General features: G+C 67.6%; 19 protein-coding genes and 2 tRNA genes. 10 read left to right on the forward strand and 11 right to left on the reverse strand.

The annotated features are described in order from the left end of the window. Nucleotides 1-16: 16 nt before the first annotated feature. Nucleotides 17-661 (reverse strand): 2-polyprenyl-3-methyl-6-methoxy-1,4-benzoquinone monooxygenase, encoded by a 645-nt coding sequence (coq7, locus tag ACM2ZB_RS17185; RefSeq protein WP_313440901.1) that lies wholly within the window; start codon nt 659-661, stop codon nt 17-19. Nucleotides 662-857: 196 nt separating this feature from the next. On the opposite strand from coq7, the gene rplM reads away from it, so the two are divergent. Next, on the forward strand, nt 858-1,286 hold the full coding sequence (gene rplM / locus ACM2ZB_RS17190; RefSeq protein WP_006398837.1) for a 50S ribosomal protein L13: 429 nt from the start codon (nt 858-860) through the stop codon (nt 1,284-1,286). A gap of 2 nt (nt 1,287-1,288) precedes the next feature. Beyond that, nucleotides 1,289-1,681 carry a 30S ribosomal protein S9 gene (rpsI, locus tag ACM2ZB_RS17195; protein WP_005411311.1) on the forward strand — a complete coding sequence of 131 codons (393 nt, stop codon included), beginning with the start codon at nt 1,289-1,291 and terminating at the stop codon, nt 1,679-1,681. Between the two features lie 283 nt (nt 1,682-1,964). Here rpsI and ACM2ZB_RS17200 read toward each other — a convergent pair. Further along, nucleotides 1,965-2,038: transfer RNA gene (locus tag ACM2ZB_RS17200), tRNA-Gln, on the reverse strand. A 58-nt stretch (nt 2,039-2,096) separates the two neighbouring features. After that, nucleotides 2,097-2,173: transfer RNA gene (locus ACM2ZB_RS17205), tRNA-Met, on the reverse strand. A gap of 121 nt (nt 2,174-2,294) precedes the next feature. Between ACM2ZB_RS17205 and ACM2ZB_RS17210 the strand changes: the two genes are divergently transcribed. From ACM2ZB_RS17210 to bfr, 3 genes are all read left to right on the forward strand, one after another. Continuing rightward, a complete protein-coding gene (locus ACM2ZB_RS17210; RefSeq protein ID WP_313440900.1) occupies nt 2,295-2,915 on the forward strand; it encodes an RNA pyrophosphohydrolase in 621 nt (206 codons plus the stop codon). Between the two features lie 108 nt (nt 2,916-3,023). Continuing rightward, the gene (locus ACM2ZB_RS17215; RefSeq protein WP_313440899.1) at nt 3,024-3,230 is read left to right on the forward strand and encodes a bacterioferritin-associated ferredoxin; all 207 of its coding nucleotides are present in this window, start codon (nt 3,024-3,026) and stop codon (nt 3,228-3,230) included. 143 nt (nt 3,231-3,373) lie between these two features. Further along, complete coding sequence (gene bfr, locus ACM2ZB_RS17220) at nt 3,374-3,844, forward strand: bacterioferritin (protein ID WP_005414691.1); 471 nt, start codon at nt 3,374-3,376, stop codon at nt 3,842-3,844. A 53-nt stretch (nt 3,845-3,897) separates the two neighbouring features. On the opposite strand, the gene ACM2ZB_RS17225 is transcribed toward bfr, so the two are convergent. The 3 genes from ACM2ZB_RS17225 to ACM2ZB_RS17235 are packed head-to-tail and all read right to left on the reverse strand — an operon-like array spanning nt 3,898 to nt 8,639. Next, complete coding sequence (locus ACM2ZB_RS17225) at nt 3,898-6,096, reverse strand: ATP-binding protein (RefSeq protein WP_416056346.1); 2,199 nt, start codon at nt 6,094-6,096, stop codon at nt 3,898-3,900. Further along, a complete protein-coding gene (locus ACM2ZB_RS17230; RefSeq protein ID WP_416056347.1) occupies nt 6,097-7,977 on the reverse strand; it encodes an EAL domain-containing protein in 1,881 nt (626 codons plus the stop codon). A 44-nt stretch (nt 7,978-8,021) separates the two neighbouring features. Beyond that, nucleotides 8,022-8,639: a DUF4126 domain-containing protein gene (locus ACM2ZB_RS17235; RefSeq protein WP_313440894.1), complete on the reverse strand. Its 618-nt coding sequence runs from the start codon at nt 8,637-8,639 to the stop codon at nt 8,022-8,024. A gap of 178 nt (nt 8,640-8,817) precedes the next feature. On the opposite strand from ACM2ZB_RS17235, the gene ACM2ZB_RS17240 reads away from it, so the two are divergent. The 5 genes from ACM2ZB_RS17240 (at nt 8,818) to ampE (ending at nt 12,851) form a co-directional block, all read left to right on the forward strand. Next, nucleotides 8,818-9,561: a DUF6776 family protein gene (locus tag ACM2ZB_RS17240; protein ID WP_313440892.1), complete on the forward strand. Its 744-nt coding sequence runs from the start codon at nt 8,818-8,820 to the stop codon at nt 9,559-9,561. Nucleotides 9,562-9,565: 4 nt separating this feature from the next. Beyond that, nucleotides 9,566-10,036: a polymer-forming cytoskeletal protein gene (locus tag ACM2ZB_RS17245; RefSeq protein WP_313440890.1), complete on the forward strand. Its 471-nt coding sequence runs from the start codon at nt 9,566-9,568 to the stop codon at nt 10,034-10,036. A gap of 31 nt (nt 10,037-10,067) precedes the next feature. After that, nucleotides 10,068-10,460 carry an iron-sulfur cluster insertion protein ErpA gene (gene erpA, locus ACM2ZB_RS17250; RefSeq protein ID WP_079223859.1) on the forward strand — a complete coding sequence of 131 codons (393 nt, stop codon included), beginning with the start codon at nt 10,068-10,070 and terminating at the stop codon, nt 10,458-10,460. Nucleotides 10,461-10,912: 452 nt separating this feature from the next. Further along, nucleotides 10,913-11,818, forward strand: a complete 906-nt coding sequence (nudC, locus tag ACM2ZB_RS17255; protein WP_416056348.1) for an NAD(+) diphosphatase — start codon at nt 10,913-10,915, stop codon at nt 11,816-11,818. 145 nt (nt 11,819-11,963) lie between these two features. Continuing rightward, nucleotides 11,964-12,851 carry a regulatory signaling modulator protein AmpE gene (gene ampE, locus ACM2ZB_RS17260; RefSeq protein WP_416056349.1) on the forward strand — a complete coding sequence of 296 codons (888 nt, stop codon included), beginning with the start codon at nt 11,964-11,966 and terminating at the stop codon, nt 12,849-12,851. 334 nt (nt 12,852-13,185) lie between these two features. Here the strand turns inward: ampE and ACM2ZB_RS17265 are convergent, their stop codons facing one another. The 5 genes from ACM2ZB_RS17265 to ACM2ZB_RS17285 form a co-directional block, all read right to left on the reverse strand. Continuing rightward, entirely contained in the window at nt 13,186-13,581 is a 396-nt protein-coding gene (locus ACM2ZB_RS17265) for a hypothetical protein (RefSeq protein WP_416056350.1), read from the reverse strand. 394 nt (nt 13,582-13,975) lie between these two features. Continuing rightward, nucleotides 13,976-14,401 carry a DUF2752 domain-containing protein gene (locus ACM2ZB_RS17270; protein WP_416056351.1) on the reverse strand — a complete coding sequence of 142 codons (426 nt, stop codon included), beginning with the start codon at nt 14,399-14,401 and terminating at the stop codon, nt 13,976-13,978. 46 nt (nt 14,402-14,447) lie between these two features. Further along, on the reverse strand, nt 14,448-14,732 hold the full coding sequence (locus ACM2ZB_RS17275) for a CD225/dispanin family protein (RefSeq protein WP_313440880.1): 285 nt from the start codon (nt 14,730-14,732) through the stop codon (nt 14,448-14,450). 33 nt (nt 14,733-14,765) lie between these two features. Next, complete coding sequence (locus ACM2ZB_RS17280) at nt 14,766-15,053, reverse strand: CD225/dispanin family protein (protein WP_313440878.1); 288 nt, start codon at nt 15,051-15,053, stop codon at nt 14,766-14,768. 182 nt (nt 15,054-15,235) lie between these two features. Next, nucleotides 15,236-17,125, reverse strand: a complete 1,890-nt coding sequence (locus tag ACM2ZB_RS17285; RefSeq protein ID WP_416056352.1) for an MFS transporter — start codon at nt 17,123-17,125, stop codon at nt 15,236-15,238. Between the last annotated feature and the right edge of the window lie 101 nt (nt 17,126-17,226).

The following is a 17,226-nucleotide window of genomic DNA, read 5'->3' on the forward strand; positions in this document are numbered from 1 at the left end:
CGACCCCGGACTGGGCCTACAGCCGATAGGCGATGGTCTTCATCACCTTCGATGCCAGCGCCATCGCGCCCGGAATCGGGAAGGGCAGGCGGCGCGCGCCGGCCTGTTCAGCGTGGTCGGCGTGGCGGGCCTCGTCTTCCTTCATCACCCGGATGACCGCGCGGCTGCGCAGATCGCCGGCCGGCAGGTCGACCAGGTGCTCGTCCAGGTGGGCTTCCACCTGGTGCTCGGTTTCGACCACGAAGCCCAGGTTCCAGCCATCGCCGCGCAGCCCGGCCAGGGTGCCGATGGTGTAGCTGCCGGCGTACCACAGTGGGTTGAACAGGCTGGGGCGGCTGTCCAGCTCGGCCAGCCGGGTGGCGCACCAGGCCAGGTGATCGGTCTCTTCCTGGGCCGCTTCCAGCAGGTGTTCACGGGTGGCCGGGTCGCGGGCCACCGCGGCCTGGCCGAAGTACAGGCCCTGCGCGCAGACCTCGCCGACGTGGTTGATGCGCATCAGGCCCGCGGCGTGGCGGCGCTCGGCGCGGTCCATGCCGGGTTCGTCGGTCTCCGCAGCCGGGTAGGGGCGCGATGCCGGCGGGTTGCCGAACACCGTGTCCAGGGCGCGCTGCGCCTCGGTCAGCAGGTGGTCCAGCGGGGTGGTCTGGCGGAGCACGGTCATGGCGGCATGGGTGGGGCGGGGGACCCCCGATTCTCGCCCGGCCCCGGCCCCCTGCCAACCCGGTACAGGGGCTGGCTTGCACCCGGCGGCCGGGGTGAGTACAATCCCGCCTCTTACGTCTCACCTTTTCACAACGCGTGGCAGAGTTCCGGCGAGCCTTTCGCCGCAATGAGCCCGACCTAACCTAGAGTTCTTCATGAGCACTTTCACTGCCAAGAACGAGACCGTCCAGCGCGACTGGTACCTCGTCGACGCCGAGGGCAAGACCCTGGGCCGTCTCTGCACCGAGCTGGCCCGCCGTCTGCGTGGCAAGCACAAGCCGGTCTACACCCCCCACGTTGATACCGGCGACTACCTGGTCGTCATCAATGCAGAAAAGATTGTCGTCACCGGCAAGAAGCTGCAGGACAAGATGTATCACCGTTTCACCGGTTACATCGGCAACCTGAAGACCGAATCCCTGGCCCAGGCGCTGGAGCGTCACCCGGAGCGCGTCATCGAGACTGCCGTCAAGGGCATGCTGCCGAAGGGCCCGCTGGGTCGCCAGATGTACCGCAAGCTCAAGGTCTACGCCGGCACTGAGCATCCGCACGCCGCACAGCAGCCGCAGGTTCTGGATATCTAATCATGGCTATCACTCAAAACTACGGCACTGGCCGCCGCAAGTCCTCCACCGCTCGCGTGTTCCTGCGCAAGGGTTCGGGCAACATCACCGTCAATGGCCGTCCGCTGGACGAGTTCTTCGGTCGTGAGACCGCGCGCATGATCGTGCGCCAGCCGCTCGAGCTGACCAAGAACACCGAAAGCTTCGACATCCTGGTCACCGCCGCTGGCGGCGGCACCACCGGCCAGGCCGGTGCGATCCGTCTGGGCATCGCCCGTGCTCTGGTCGAGTACGACGAAACCCTGAAGTCCGAGCTGCGCAAGGCCGGCTTCATGACCCGTGACGCCCGTGAAGTCGAGCGTAAGAAGGTCGGTCTGCACAAGGCCCGCCGCGCCACCCAGTTCTCCAAGCGCTGATCCATCGCGCCTGGTTGGGCTCCTTTGGGAGCCCGCTGGTTGAAAAAGCAAAAGCCCGGCTTCGGCCGGGCTTTTGTCGTTCCGGGGTCGTGCATTTCCTGGCTGCCGGCCAGCGCCGGCACTACCCGTCTTTTTGCATGTCCGACCCCGGGGTTCTCTCTGGAGAGGAGCCCCCTTGATGTTCAAGGGGGCGCGCCGACAGGCGCGGGGATAAGGTGGAATGCGTGACCAAATTAAAAAGAAAAAGGCCTGATCTTTTGATCAGGCCTTTTTCTTTTTAATTTGGCTGCCCCTGATGGATTCGAACCACCGATGCCTGAGTCAGAGTCAGGTGCCTTACCGCTTGGCTAAGGGGCAATGTAACGTGGAACTATTTTCTCACTTTTCACGCTGAAAAACAACTTGATTTTCAGTGTGGTGGCTATGGGTGGACTCGAACCACCGACCCCAGCATTATGAGTGCTGTGCTCTAACCGGCTGAGCTACATAGCCTTGGTGAGCCCGCTATTCTGCTCATGTGTATCGGGCCTGTCAACACTTTTGTATCGTGCTTGTGGGCCGACAGACGGCATGGGATAGTCCCGACCAGTAGATTTTCTTAGGAGTCCGCATCGTGATCGATCCGGACGGCTATCGACCGAACGTCGGCATCGTGCTGATGCGGCAGGACGGGCAGGTGTTCTGGGCACGACGCGTGCGCCGGGATGGCTGGCAGTTCCCGCAGGGTGGGATGAACACCGACGAGACCCCGGTCGAGGCCATGTATCGTGAACTGCAGGAAGAGACCGGCCTGCTGCCCGAGCACGTTGAAGTGCTGGGGGCGACACCGGGCTGGCTGCGCTACAAGCTGCCGGCCCGGGCCATCCGTCGCAATGAGCGGCAGGTCTGCATCGGCCAGAAGCAGGTCTGGTTCCTGCTGCGCCTGACCGGCGATGAATCGCATGTGCGCCTGGACCATACCGACTCGCCCGAGTTCGACAACTGGCGTTGGGTGGATTTCTGGTACCCGGTCGAGCACGTGGTGATGTTCAAGCGCGGCGTCTATGCCCGCGCCCTGCGACACCTGGCGCCCCTGGCGCGGGGGGTGGCCGGGCAGGGGGTGACGGCCATGCCCAAGACCGCGGCCGAGGCCTGGATGCCGGGCAACACCGCCGGCCACGACCGCCCGCGCAAACGCCCGCGCAGCAAGGGCTACTGGCCCCGCAAGGCGCAGGGTGAGGGGCCGGCCACCTGAGCGGCTGAACGGTAGCGAGAATGGTTCAGGTCTCTGATTGACAACCATTCTCGTTTCCATTGGAATAGCGCTCAGGCCGCTTCTGGCCTGCCAGCCCGGTTCCCGCCTGTGTACGTCTGCATCTGCAACGGAGTCACCGACCACCAGATCCGCGAAGCCGCCAGCAATGGCGTCACCACGGTGGCCGAGCTGACCATGCGTACCGGTTGCGGCGCCACCTGCGGTTCCTGCCTGGACATGGCCGGCGACCTGCTGGCCAAGGCCATGGCCACCCACGACCTGCCGTTGCCGGTACTCGGCCTGCAGGCCGCCTGAGCCGCGCCTTCGCGGCGCGTTGACGCCGCCCCCGTTCTTCCTTCATTGCTGGCCGCACAGGCCAATGCGCACGATTCGCGTTCCTTCACGGGCGCGCGCAAGGCGCTAAAGTGCCTGCGTTTTCAGCGTGCAGGAGCATTCCCATGAAGGGCGATACCAAGGTCATCGAATTCCTCAACAAGGTCCTCTACAACGAGCTGACCGCGATCAACCAGTACTTCCTGCACGCCAAGATGCTGAAGAACTGGGGCATCAAGGAACTGGCCGAGCACGAGTACAAGGAATCGATCGACGAGATGAAGCATGCCGACATGCTCGCCGACCGCATCCTGTTCCTGGAAGGCCTGCCGAACTTCCAGGCACTGGGCAAGCTGCGCATCGGTGAAAACCCGACCGAGATCCTGCAGTGCGACCTGTCGCTCGAACGCGATGGTGTGGTGACCCTGCGCGAGGCTGTGGCCTATGCTGATTCGGTTGGCGACTACGTCAGCCGCCAGCTGTTCGTGAAGATCCTGGATTCGGAAGAAGAGCACATCGATTGGCTGGAAACCCAGCTGGACCTGATCGAGCGCATCGGCGAACCGAAGTACCTGCTGAGCAAGCTGGAAGAGTGATCCAGCGGCGCTGCGCCAGGCGCGTTCGCATGTAGAGTCGAGCAAGCTCGACGCTACCGTTCCTGGCCCAGGTAGCCGGTCAGCGCCACGCGCGCGCGGGCGAATTCGGCCACCAGCAGCGCCACCGCCACGGCGGGGCGCTGCAGGGTGCCGGCGCGGGCTTCGTGCTCGATCCGCCGCGCCACCGCCGACAGCGACAGCGCGCCGACATTGGCGCTGGAAGATTTCAGGCTGTGCGACAGCGCCTGCAGGCGCTCGATCTCGTCGCTCTGCGCGGCCTGCTGCAACTGCTGCACCATGCCCGGTGCGTCTTCCAGAAACACCGCGACGATCTGCAGCGCAGCGTCGCCGATCACCCCCCGCAGTTCCTCCAGCACGCTGCGGTCCAGCACCGGCTGCGGCGTAGGGACGGGCTCGGGCTCGGGCGCGGGAGGTGGAGTCGAGCCTGCTCGACTGTTTTCGGCAGGGTGGCAGTCGAGCAAGCTCGACGCTACAACCGTGGGGGCTTCGCCCCAGCGCTGCAACAACGCATGCAGCACTTCGCGGTTGATCGGCTTGGACAGGTAGCCGTCCATGCCGGCCTGCAGGCAGCGCTCGCGATCGCCGGCCATGGCATTGGCGGTCATCGCGATGACCGGCAGGCGCGCCCGGCCCTCCGCCATTTCCTCGCTGCGCCAGCGCCGCGTGGCCGCGTAGCCGTCCAGCACCGGCATCTGGCAGTCCATCAAGACCACATCGATGCCGCCTTCGCGCAGGGCTGCCAGTGCCTGTTCGCCATCGCCGGCATTGCGCACCTCGCACTGGAAGACCCGCAGCAACTGCTCGGCGACCATGCGGTTGACCGTGTTGTCTTCCACCAGCAGCACGCGCAGGCCCAGTGCGGGCAGCGCCTGCGGTGCCTGCCCATCCTCGGCCGCGGCCAGCAGCGCCGCAGGGCGTGCGCTGGCCGTCGGCACGGCCAGCAGGGCGTGCAGCATCGCGTCGCTGAAGTCTGCGGGCAGGCGCTGCTGGCGGTCGCGCTCGGGCAAGGGCTCGTGCTCGTGCTGCAGCCAGAGCACCTGCAGGGCGTCCTCGGCGCCGCGTTCGATCAGCGCACGCTGCAGCCCGGCATCTGCCGAACGGCGTTGCCGTGCATCCACCAGCAGCCACGCCGGTGCCGGCTGGCCCGGGCGCGGCGCCGAACGCAGGCGTTCGACCAGGGCATCGCGCTCGGCCACGGCCTGCACCTGCAGCCCATGGTGGGCGGCGATGCGTTGCACCCGTGCCTGCAGCGCCACGTCGGCGCTGTGCAGCAGCAGCGACGACGGCTCGCGCGCCAGCGCCGGCAGGTCGCCGGGAATCTTCAGCAGCGGAATCTCGAACCAGAACGTTGCGCCCTGGCCCGGCATGGACTGCACGCCGATCTGCCCATGCATCAGGTCGATGATGCGCTTGCAGATGGCCAGGCCCAGGCCCGTGCCGCCATACAGGCGGGTGGTCGAGGCATCGGCCTGGCTGAAGGACTGGAACAATCGCGCCTGCAGGCTCTGGTCGATGCCGATGCCGGTGTCGACCACTTCGAAACGCAGCTGGTGCTGCGCCGCGGCTTCGCCCAGGCGTTGCACGCGCAGCTGCACCTGGCCGCGGGCCGTGAACTTGATGGCATTGGCCAGCAGGTTGGTCAGCACCTGGCGCAGGCGTACCGGGTCGCCGCGCACCGGCAGGCGTACCGCCGGGTCCAGGTGCAGGCCCAGCAGCAGGCCCTTGGATTCCGCGGCGCGCTGCAGCAGCTGTACCACGCCGTCCAGCAGTTCGCGCAGGTTGAAGCTGGTGATCTCCAGTTCCAGCGCCTGCGCTTCCAGCCGCGAGTAATCCAGGATGTCATCGACGATGCGCAGCAGCTGCTGCGAACTGGCCGAGGCGGTGGCCAGCATCTGCCGCTGGTCATCGCCCAACGGGCCGCGTGCGATCAGGTCCAGCATCGGCAGGATGCCGTTGAGCGGGGTACGGATCTCGTGGCTCATGGTGGCCAGGAATTCACCCTTGGCCAGCGCGGCCGCCTCGGCGGCCTGCTTGGCCAGCAGCAGCTGCTGCTCCAGCTGGCCCTGGCGCTCGGTGGTGCGGCGCAGCTGGTCACGCTCGCTGGCCAGCACCGTGCGCTCGCGCTGCAGGGTGGCCAGTTCCTGGCCGCGCCTGCGCAGCCGCAGGCCCAGCGCCAGCGCCACGCCGGCCGCCAGCACCAGAGCCGCCAGCAGCGCGAGCGTCAGCGGCACTCAGAGCACCGCGTTGTGGAAGTCGAAGTTCAGGTCGCTGCCGGCCGACTGCACCATGTTGCCCTGGATGTAGTCCACGCCGCCCACCCACATGGCGGCGGCCGCCTGCGGGTCTTCGATCTGCTGGCCGATGATCTGCAGCCCGGCCGCATGGGCCTGCTCGATTGCCCGGCGCAGTTCCTCGCGCGTTTCCGGGTTGGTATGGCTGCTGGAAAAACGCGCGGCCATGCGCACGAACGACAGCGGCAGCTGGGTCAGCAGGGCATCGGCTTCACCGCCGGGCTCGAACTGGCTCAGGCAGAAGCGCACGCCCACGCTGGCCATGCGCTGGCAGAACTGCTGCAGCGGCACGGTGTGGATGAGCGCATCGGGCAGGCGCACGTCGATCACCAGTGCGCTGCCGGGCAGGTCGCGCTGCTGCAGCGATTCCAGCAGCCAATCGGCGAAGGCATCGCGCTGCAGGGTACGCAGTGACTGCGAGACGAACAGGTTCAGCGGCTGGGTGGCGTGGCGGTACAGGTCCAGCAGGCCCATCGCATGTTCCAGCACCTGCTGGTCCAGATCGGCGATGCGTCCAGCCGCTTCGGCCGCCGGAATCACCTGGCCGGCAGTCAGCACCGTGCCATCGGCCTGGCGCAGGCGCAGCAGCAGCTGGTACTGCGCGCTGCCGCCGCCGGCCACCGCCACGATGGGCTGGTAGGCCAGTTCCAGTTGGCCTTCCAGCAGAGCCAGATGTTCCTGCCCGGTCACCGCCTGGCGATGCACGTGGCCGGCCACACCGGCACTGAGCAGTCGCGCCTGCAGGGTGGTGCGTTCAATGGCTTCCAGCGCGCTGGAGGCATCGTCGAAGCCTGGCGACAGCGGCGCATAGCCGACCACGCCACGCAGGTGCACCGATTCATCGTCGCGGATCACGAACGCACGCGCGGACAGCTGCTCGCGCAGTGCAGCGGCGATCGCGTCCAGGCTGTCCTCGTCGGCATCGCGGGCCAGCAGCAGGAAGCTGTTGTCGTTCAGGCGCGCGAGCAGGTGCGGATGGCCGGCCTCGGCCAGACGCTGCCCGGCCTGCACCATCAGCCGTTCGAAGGCGGCGTAGCCGTAGCGCTCGCGCAGGCCGAGCGCGCTGGAGATTTCCACGAAGAAGACGCCGCCGCGGTCGCGGTGGGCCAGCGCCGTGTTGAGCTGCTGCAGGACGTGGTGGCGCGTGGGCAGGCCGGTTTCCGGGTTGCTGGTGGCGGGCGCGCCGCTGGCGCCGGGCAGGGTGGCGGCCTGCGCGCGCGCGCGGCGGATGCGGTTGGCCACGGCCGCGATCAGGTGGCGCGGGCGGATCGGCTTGCTCAGGTAATCGTCGGCGCCACTGTCGAGCACTTCGAACTGGCGTTCCGGGTCGGGGTCGCCGCTGAGGAATACGATCGGCAGCAGCTGCATGCCCGGCTGCTGGCGGATCATCGCGGTCAGCCGCATGCCGTCCAGGCCCGGCAGGTGCAGGTCCATCAGGATCAGGTCGGGATGCTGGTCGCGGATCGCCTGCTGCACGCCATCGGCGTCGGACAGCACCACCGCCTGCATGCCGGCGCCATGCAGCACGCTCTGCGCGAACAGGGCCTGGGCGCGGTCGTCTTCGACAATCAGCACGCGGTAGGGCGAATCGGCGGCCGGCGGCGGCTCGCTGCTGTTGCCCGCTTCCACCGGGGCCGGCGTGGCGCTGGAGGTGGGCGGCAACGGCGGCGGTGCCTGCAGGCCTGCGGCGGGGTCAGCCGGCGCCGCGGCGGCGCTCATGACAGCCGCGGTCGGCACGCTGGCCCAGCGCTGCCAATGGTCGGCCGGAGGGGTTTCTGCGCGTCCCGGGCGGGCGCCCGCGGGGGATTCGTTAGCGGCCATCGATGCTCCTGGTGTTCGCGGCCATTATGCGACAAGCCCGGCGTTCAGCCGGTACGCGGTTGTCCTGCATCGCCCTGTGTGGCGCCACGCGCCAGCCAGCGCACCCCCTTCCACAGGGCGCGCCAGACCAGCCACACCAGCAGCGCGCCGGCCAGGCTGCAGGCCAGCACCACCACCAGTGCGATCCACGGGTGGGCCAGGGCCAGCGCCAGGCCACCCACCACCACGGTGTCTTCGGCCGCCGAGGCGACCCAGTTGCTGGCCGGTTCCGGCGATGTGTTGAGCAGGGCGCGGGTACCGGCCTTCAGGCCATGGCTGGCCAGGGCCACGCCGGCGCCGGCCAGCAGGGTGCCGGTGCCCAGCTGGCCATCGGGCGAGAGTGTGGCGGCGGCCAGGAAGGCGCCGGCCGGTACCCGGGCCAGGGTCTGGACCAGATCCCAGATGGAGTCCACGCCGGGAATCTTGTCGGCGAAGAATTCGGCTACGGCCAGTGCCGCCGAGGTGCCCAGCACCCACCACGATTCGGTGGCCTGCAGGGCCGGCGGCAGGTCGACCCAGCCCAGCAGGCCGGCCAGGCCCACGCCGAACACGGTGAGGTAGACGCGGATGCCGGCCAGCCAGGCCAGCAGGATGCCGATCACGAACAGGTGGGCTTCGGTCATGGCGGGCTCCGGCGGCGGAACTGTGCGGGGTGCCACACTATCGGCGATGACGTGGCTGAACACCACTGGCCGGCGTCGGCCGGCACAGGGGAAAGCCGCCGTTCCTGTCATACACTAGCCCGTCGTTTGCTACAGGGGCCGTGCTGGTGTCGCCATTGCGAGTCCACGGAGACTACCCATGAACAACCGCCCACCCATGCGCGTACAGGTCCGCCTGCCCGGTGCCAAGCCGCCGCCGGTCGATCGGCGCCGCCTGCTGGTGATCGCCGGCATCTGGCTGCTCAGCCTGGTGCTGGCGGTGCTGGGCGGCTGCTGGCTGGGGGCGCCGCGCGATGCCCAGGGGCAGCGCCTGCAGGCCGCCGAAAAGCGCGCCGACACGGTGCAGGCGCAGCTGACCGAGCTGCGCCAGAAGCAGGCTACGCTGGAAGCGTCCGACCGCATCAGCCGCGCGGCCAACACCGAGGTGCAGTCCTCGCTGGCCGAGCGCGATGAAGAGATCGCCGGCCTGCGCGCCGACGTGGCCTTCTACGAGCGCCTGGTCGGGTCCACCAGCCAGCGCAAGGGCCTGAACACCCATTCGATCGAGTTCAGCCCCGAATCGGCCGGTACCTGGCAGTACGCCGTGGTGCTGACCCAGAACCTCAACCGCGGGGCGATCAGCCAGGGGCAGATGCGTTTCACCGTTGAAGGCGTCAAGAACGGCAAGCTGGCCACCATCAGCTGGGATGAGTTGCACCAGCGCAGCAAGGTACCGGGGCAGGACTACTCGTTCCGGTACTTCCAGCAACTCACCGGCAGCGTGATGCTGCCGGCTGACTTCACCCCGCAACGGGTGCGGGTGACATTGGGTAGTGGTGCGGGGGGCACCACGCAGGTATTCGACTGGAAACAGGCCGGCGCACCGGCCAGCAAAGGGGAGTAGGCAGATGTTTGGAAGCAGCAAATCCAGCCGTGATGGCCAACTGGTGGTGGATGCCCTGATCGGCAACCAGGTGGTGATCCGCGGTGATGTGGAATTCAGTGGCGGCCTGTACGTGGAAGGCCGCATCCATGGCAAGGTGATCGCCCAGGAAGGCGCCAGCGCGGCGACCCTGACGCTCGCCGAGCACGGCGTGATCGAAGGGGAGATCCGCGCCCACGTGGTGGTCATCAGCGGACGCCTGGACGGCGACGTGCATGCCACCGAAAAGGTCGAACTGACCCCGAGCGCCCGGGTGAACGGCAACGTCCACTACCAGGTGGTGGAAATGAACGCCGGTGCCCAGCTGAATGGCCGCCTGATCCACGCCAGCAGCCCGGTTGCGGCCCTGCCGGCACCGGAAGGCGAGGCCGAGGCCGAGGGTGAAGGCAAGGGTGGCAATGCCGCACGCCGCAAGCTGGCCGAGGCGATGGCTTGAAAGCCATCCCCGGCGCCCCCATGCTGACGGCATGAGCACGCTAGTTTCCCTGCCCGGCGCCACGCCGGCCGCCGCTCCCGACTACCAGTCGCTGGAGCGGCCGCTGAACTTCACCGAATCGGCCGCGGCCAAGGTGAAGGAACTGATCCAGGACGAGGGCAACCCCGACCTGTCCCTGCGCGTGTACATCGAAGGCGGTGGCTGTTCGGGCTTCCAGTACGGTTTCGAGTTCGACGAGAACCGCGCCGAGGATGACCTGGCGGTGCAGACCAGCGGCGTTACCCTGCTGGTCGACCCGCTCAGCCTGCAGTACCTGATGGGCGCCGAGGTGGATTACACCGAAAGCCTGACCGGTGCGCAGTTCGTGATCCGCAACCCGAATGCGAAGACCACCTGCGGCTGCGGCAGCAGCTTCAGCATGTAACTGCCGGGCGCGGGCATCCGCTGCCTGCATCCAGTAGATCCACGCCATGCGTGGATACGCGGTGCCTGCCCGCATCCGGTAGATCCACGCCATGCGTGGATACGCGGTGCCTGCCCGCATCCAGTAGATCCACGCCATGCGTGGATACGCGGTGCCTGCCCGCATCCGGTAGATCCACGCCATGCGTGGATACGCGGTGCCTGCCCGCATCCAGTAGATCCACGCCATGCGTGGATACGCGGTGTCTGCCCGCATCAGTAGATCCACGCCATGCGTGGATACGCGGTGCCTGCCCGCATTCAGTAGATCCACGCCATGCGTGGATACGCGGTGCCTGCCCACATCCAGTAGATCCACGCCATGCGTGGATACGCGGTGCCTGCGCGCGACACCGGCAGACTACGCACATCGCCGACCTTGCCACCTGCAGCGATTGGCGGCAGGCTTGTCGGATGCTCAATACTCCTTCGCCGCTTTCCGGTTTCGCCTTCGTGGCCGAGCCGCTGGAGCGCGCCGATGCCCTGCGCGACGATGCCGATGCACTGGCGCGCCTGTGGCCGGATGCGCGCATTCTTGTCCTGGACCAGGACGGCACCGCCTTCACCGGTGACGACGACCAGCCACTGGCGCTGACCGGCGCCGATATCGGCGGTGGGCCCGGCGCGGCCATTTTCCTGGGCCTGCGTGCCGGCCAGGCCTGGTTCTCGGTCGAAGCCGCCAACGTCACCCAGACCGCACCGCGCCGGCTCGACCTGCGCCAGGCCGCACTGCTGTGGACCGTGGCCGATGCCACCGCCTTCAGCTACGCCCGCGGCATGTCCTACTGGCACTCGCGCACCCGCTTCTGCGGTGTCTGCGGTGGCGCGGTGGCCTTCGCCCGCGGCGGTTTCGTCGGCCGCTGCCCGCAGTGTTCCACCGAGCATTACCCGCGGGTCGACCCGGCGGTGATCGTAGCCGTGGAAAACCAGGGCAGGCTGCTGCTGGGACGCCAGTCCAACTGGGCGCCGCGCCGCTACTCGGTGCTGGCCGGCTTCGTCGAACCCGGCGAGACCTTCGAACAGACCGTGGTGCGCGAGGTTCACGAGGAAAGCAAGGTGCGGGTGACCTCCTGTCAGTACCTGGGCTCGCAGCCGTGGCCCTTCCCCGGCGCGTTGATGGTGGGGTTCCGTGCGCAGGCGCAGGACGACGTGCCCACCGTGGATGGCGAACTGGAAGATGCGCGCTGGTTCACTGCCGATGAAGTGGGTGCGGCACTGGCGCGTGATGTCGAGGACGATGGCGAAGGCATCCGCCTGTCGCCGCCGATCTCGATCTCGCGGGGCCTGATCGAGCACTGGTACCGCCAGCAGCAGGGCTGAGGGCAGCGGCTGCACGCACGCGTGGTGCAGCCAGCATTGCCGCCACCTGAACACGCAGCGGGTTACAGTCAGGTTCACCGCTGAGGGTGCCGCTGCGACAGGTAAGGTAGCGGCGCCGAACGCTTGTTCGTAGGGAGACCTGCCGATGTTCACCACCCTGGTCGCCGTGTTGGTCGCACTGGCCCTGGGCCATGTCGCCCCGGCTGCTGCTGCCTCGCTGCGCCGTTTCGACGGCTTCCGGCGCTGGCTGGGCTGGCTGGACGCGCACGGTGGGCGGGCATGGCAGGGGCCGGCCGGCGTGGCGCTGGCGATCATTCCGTCGCTGCTGCTGATGGGCCTGCTGGCCTGGCTGCTGCACGGGGTGCTGTTCGGCCTGCCGGCGCTGCTGCTGGGCGTGCTGGTGCTGGCCTGGTGCTGGGGGCCGCGCGACCTGGACCGCGATATCGAAGCGATCATCGATGCGGACGACGCCGCAACGCGGCAGGCAGCCGTGCGCCACCTGCAGGCCGCCGGCGGCAGCCTGCGCGAGGATGTGCCGTCGCTGGTCGAGGCGACCGTGCTCAATGCGCTGCGGCGCTGGTTCGCGGTGCTGTTCTGGTTCCTGCTGCTGGGCCCGGTGGGTGCGCTGGCCTATCGCCTGTTGGCGTTGATGGCCGAAAGCCCGATGCGTGCACGCGTGCCGGTGGAGCCGCTGGCGCTGGCGCAGCGCCTGCTGGGCTGGATTGAATGGCCGGTCGCGCAGTTGATGGCGTTTTCGATGGCGCTGGTCGGCAATTTCGACACCGCGTGGAAAGCGTGGCGGCAGGCCCATGGCGAGCGCCTGGCTGGCGGCATTGGTTTCCTGGGTGTGGTGGCGCGGGCCAGCGTGAATGCCGAGCTGCGCGAGGAAGCGCATGACTACACCGAAGCCGGGTTGCTGCCGGTGTGGCAGCGGTTGCCGGACCTGCGTGATGCGATGAGCCTGGTGTGGCGGATGCTGCTGCTGTGGCTGGCGGTGTTGGCGGCGCTGGTGATTGCGGGGTGGGTGACGTAGGGGTTGCCTGCAGGGCTTGCAGCCCTGCACCTGCTGGAGCCAAAGCCAAAGCCAAAGCCAGAGCCAGAGCCGGATTGCTGGGGATGGCGGGGCGGTGTGGGACTGCAGGACACGCCGTGAACCCCCAGGCCGGCCCAGCCGCTGGCGGCTGGGCGTTCGGTCGCTTGCGAAGCAGTGCTTCGCAAGAAAAGCGCCCTCACCCATGGCGCCTGCGGTCCTGCACTCCCACACCGCCCCACCTCTGACAGTTGGCCGGTGGCCTGGGCCTGGGGTCGGATCCCTTCTGCAAAGCAGAAGGGCTCTGACCCCGGAATTGCGGGGCGTGGTGGTGAGGCTACGGGGTGAAGTCCAGGTAGTCTTCGTGCAGGCCTTGCACCAGGCGGCCGGTGGGTTCGTCGTTGGCGTCGGTTTCCATCAGCAGCCAGCCGGGCATGCCGTCTTCGCGCATGGCGGGGCCTTCGTCCACGGCCATCACAACGCTGTTGCCCAGTGCCTTGCCATAGGCATGCAGCAGCGCGTGCAGGGCCTGCGAATGCACCGCGCCGCGCAGTGTCGCCAGTGTCTGTTCCAGATCCGGGCGGTCGAACAACGCTTCGGACAGCGTGCCGTCCACATCGTCGGCCAGTGCGTGCACATCGCGCAGCATCAGGAAGCGTGCGAACTGCGGCAGGTTCTCGCCCAGTTCGCTGTTCACCCAGTCGCGGGGATCACTGCAGCCAGCAGCCTTCATGGCCGCGCTCAATTCATCACGTCGCTCACTCATCGCACCAGCATAGCCGAGCGAAGCGACCCGCTCCGCTTTTGCTCTTGCTCTTGCTCTTGCTCGCGCTTTTGATCTTCTTCTTCTTTCTTCCGTGGTGGACGCACACGGAAACTGTCAGAGGCCGGGCGGGTGGGTTGCGCAGGGGCGTGAGCCGCATGGATGCGGCGACCGAGCTTACATGGGTGAGGGCGCTTTGCTTGCGAAGCACGGCTTCGCAAGCGCCCGAACGCACAGCCGCCAGCGGCTGGGCCGGGCCCCGGAGGGGGACTTGCAGCGTCCCCTGCGCAGCCCACACCGCCCGGCCTGCGCCAGCATCAACCAGCGCCGCCCACCACGAGGGCCTCTGCCGTTGGCGGGAAAACTACACCGGCGCCAGTGCAGTAAACGGCGCCCACGGCAGATTGCGCAGCACCGCATACCCCGGCAACACCCACAACCAGAACATCGGGCTGGCCAGCACCCGCATCAACGGGTCCAGCACCTTCGGGCGCACGCCCGCCATGTTCAACAGCATCAGGAACAGGAACGGCAGGCTGATGACCAGCAGCGGGTTCATCGCCATCGCCCCGGGCAGGTCGAAATGGACCAGCGAATACAGGCAGCGCGTGCTGCCACAGCCCGGGCAGTAGAAGCCGGTCAGCGCATAGAGCGGGCAGCCCGGCAGCGGATTGCCGGACGCATACGGACTGACGTGGCGCAGCACCACGGCGGCGCCGGCGGCCAGCCCGGATGCGGCCAGCAGCGGCGCCCAGCGGGCCAGTCGGGAACGGACAGGTCGTGCGGACATGCAGGGAGTACGGGACCCGGCGCGTGGCCGGATCCCGTCGCAGGCATCAGTAGCTGCCGTTGCCGCCGCTCAGGGCGCCCAGGCCGCCGATGGCCATGATCAGGATGACGTACAGCACGCCGACGACCACAGCGGCGATGGCCGACCACATGGCCCACTTCTTGGCCTTCTCGGACGATTCCTGGGCACCGGCGATGTCACCGGCAGCCAGCTTGCCGTTCACCTGCGCCGCGTAGACGATCGACACGATGCCGGCCGGCAGGCAGCAGAACAGGGTGGACAGGATGGCCCAGACCAGATTGTTCGGGACCTGCGGGGTGGTGGTGTTCATGGTTCTAGCTCCTCGATGGGTGGTGGTGGTGAATCAATGGTCGGAAAGAGCGCCCAGAGCGGCCAGGCCGCCGAACAGCCCGAACCACAACAGCAACAGGATCGGCAGGGCCGCGGCCGAAGCCACCGCCCACCAACCCGCCTTGCGCGACGCAGCATAGGCCCCGGCCAGATCACCGGCCGCGCGGCGGCCGTCAACCTGCGAGGCATATACGATCGACACCACGCCCAGCGGCAGGCAGCAGAACAGCGTCGTCAGGATCGCCCAGACCAGATGGTTGGGGATATAGACCGGACGGCTGAGCGGTGGTGGTTGATTCAAAGCAAGACTCCATTCCTTGGCGGTCGATCTGTCGCAGACAGACCGAACCTCCCCCCTGTGGGTGCGTAATCTACCGCAACCGGCGCCGCATGTATGCGTTTACAGCCCCGCCACGCCTGGCCTGGCCGCGGACGGGGGTGTATCGGAACGGGCTCTGGGCCGCCGCGTTCGTGCGGAAATCCTCAGGCGTGATCGCCGCGCAGGGCACGCACCTGGGCTTCCAGCGTGGGCGCATCGGTGCTGTGGCCGTCCACGGCCGGGGCGGCCACCACCTGCACCGTGGCGCGGAACCGGCGCGGCACGCGCATGCGGCCCAGGCGCGTGTCGCGCCGGCTCCACATGCTCGACCACATGCCGCGCAGGGCCATCGGCACCACCGGCACCGGGCGCCGCTCGAGGATCTTTTCCACGCCGGATTTGAACGGCGCCATCGTGCCGTCCCTGGTCAGCGCGCCCTCGGGGAAGATGCAGACCAGTTCACCTTCGGCCAGCGCCGCATCAATTTCATCGAACGCGCGCTGCATCAGTGCCGGGTCTTCGCGGGCACCGGCGATGGGAATGGCCTTGGCCGTGCGGAAGATCCAGCGCATCACCGGAATATTGAAGATCTTGTAGTACATGACGAAGCGCACCGGGCGCGGAATCGTCGCCGACAGGATCAGCGCGTCCATGTAGCTGACGTGGTTGCAGACCAGCAACGCCGCCCCTTCGTCGGGCACGTTGGCTTCAATGCCATGCGGCCGCAGCCGGTACAGCGTGCGCACCATCACCCAGCTGAGGAAACGCATCAGGAATTCGGGGACGATGGTGAAGATGTAGATCGCCACGATGGCATTGGCGATGGCCAGGGCCAGGAACTGCTGCGGAATGGACCAGTGCAGCAGCTTGTGCGCGGCCAGCGACAGCAGGGCGGCGCCGACGATGAAACCGGAGTTCTGGATGTTCAGCGCGGCGAACACGCGCGACATCTGTGCTTTCGGCGTGCGGCTCTGGATCAGCGCGAACAGCGGCACCACGAACACGCCGGTGAACAGGCCGATGCCGACCAGGTCGATGACGATGCGGATGCTGCCCGGCTGCTGCAGGAAGGCCAGCACGCCCAGGTTCTGCACGGTGGCCTCGCCGGTACGCGCGAAGTACAGGTCCAGCAGGAAGGCGGTCATGCCGAACGCGCCCAGCGGCACCAGGCCGATTTCCACCGTGCGCGCCGACAGCTTCTCGCACAGCAGCGAGCCGACGCCGGTACCGACCGAGAACAGTGCCAGCGCGAACAGGTACAGCTTGGGTTCGCCGCCCAGGTTGGCCAGCGCGTAGTTGGGCAGCTGCGAGGTCAGCACGGTGCCGACGAACCAGAACCAGGACACACCCAGGATGGCGTTGCGCACGGCCTTCTGCTCGCGTGCCATGCGCAGCACGACCAGCGATTCGGGCAGCGGATTCCAGTTGATCTTCAGGCCGGGATCACCTGCGTCGACCTTGGGAATCATGCGCGCGGCGATGTTGCCGCAGATCGCCAGCGCGATGACCGCGGTGGCCGCCACGATCGGGCCATGGGCACCGGCCAGCAGGAACACCGAGCCGCCGATGATCATGCCCGACAGGATGGATATGGAGGTGCCCATCTCGACCAGGCCGTTGCCGCCGGTCAGTTCCTCCGGCTTCAGCACCGAAGGCAGCACCGAATACTTCACCGGGCCGAACAGGGTCGACTGCATGCCGGTACAGAACAGGGCCACCAGCAGGAAGGGCAGGTTCTCGGTGATGAAGCCGATGGCTGCCAGCGACATGATCACGATCTCCATGGTGGTGGTGATCACGATGAGCCGCGATTTTTCCAGCTTGTCGGCGATCTGTCCGGCCAGCGCCGAGAACAGGAAGTAGGGCAGGATGAAGATGGCCGGTGCCAGCGTGGTGTACAGCGAACGCTGCTCTTCGGAAACGCCCAGGTAGAACAGCAGGCCGATGATTGCCTGCCGGTACACGTTGTCATTGAAGGCGCCCAGGGCCTGGACGATGAAGAACGGCAGGAAGCGGCGCTGGCGCAGCAGGGCGAACTGGTTGTGACCGGACATGGAACCTCCTATGACCGGCGCAGACTAGCATTCCCGCCCCTCAGGCAGGGCAGTGGAGCACGCTCGACGCTGCGGCAGGTGCGGACGGTTGGCCCGCACCA

Origin of the sequence: Stenotrophomonas maltophilia (assembly GCF_047782825.1) — a bacterium.
GTDB lineage: Bacteria > Pseudomonadota > Gammaproteobacteria > Xanthomonadales > Xanthomonadaceae > Stenotrophomonas.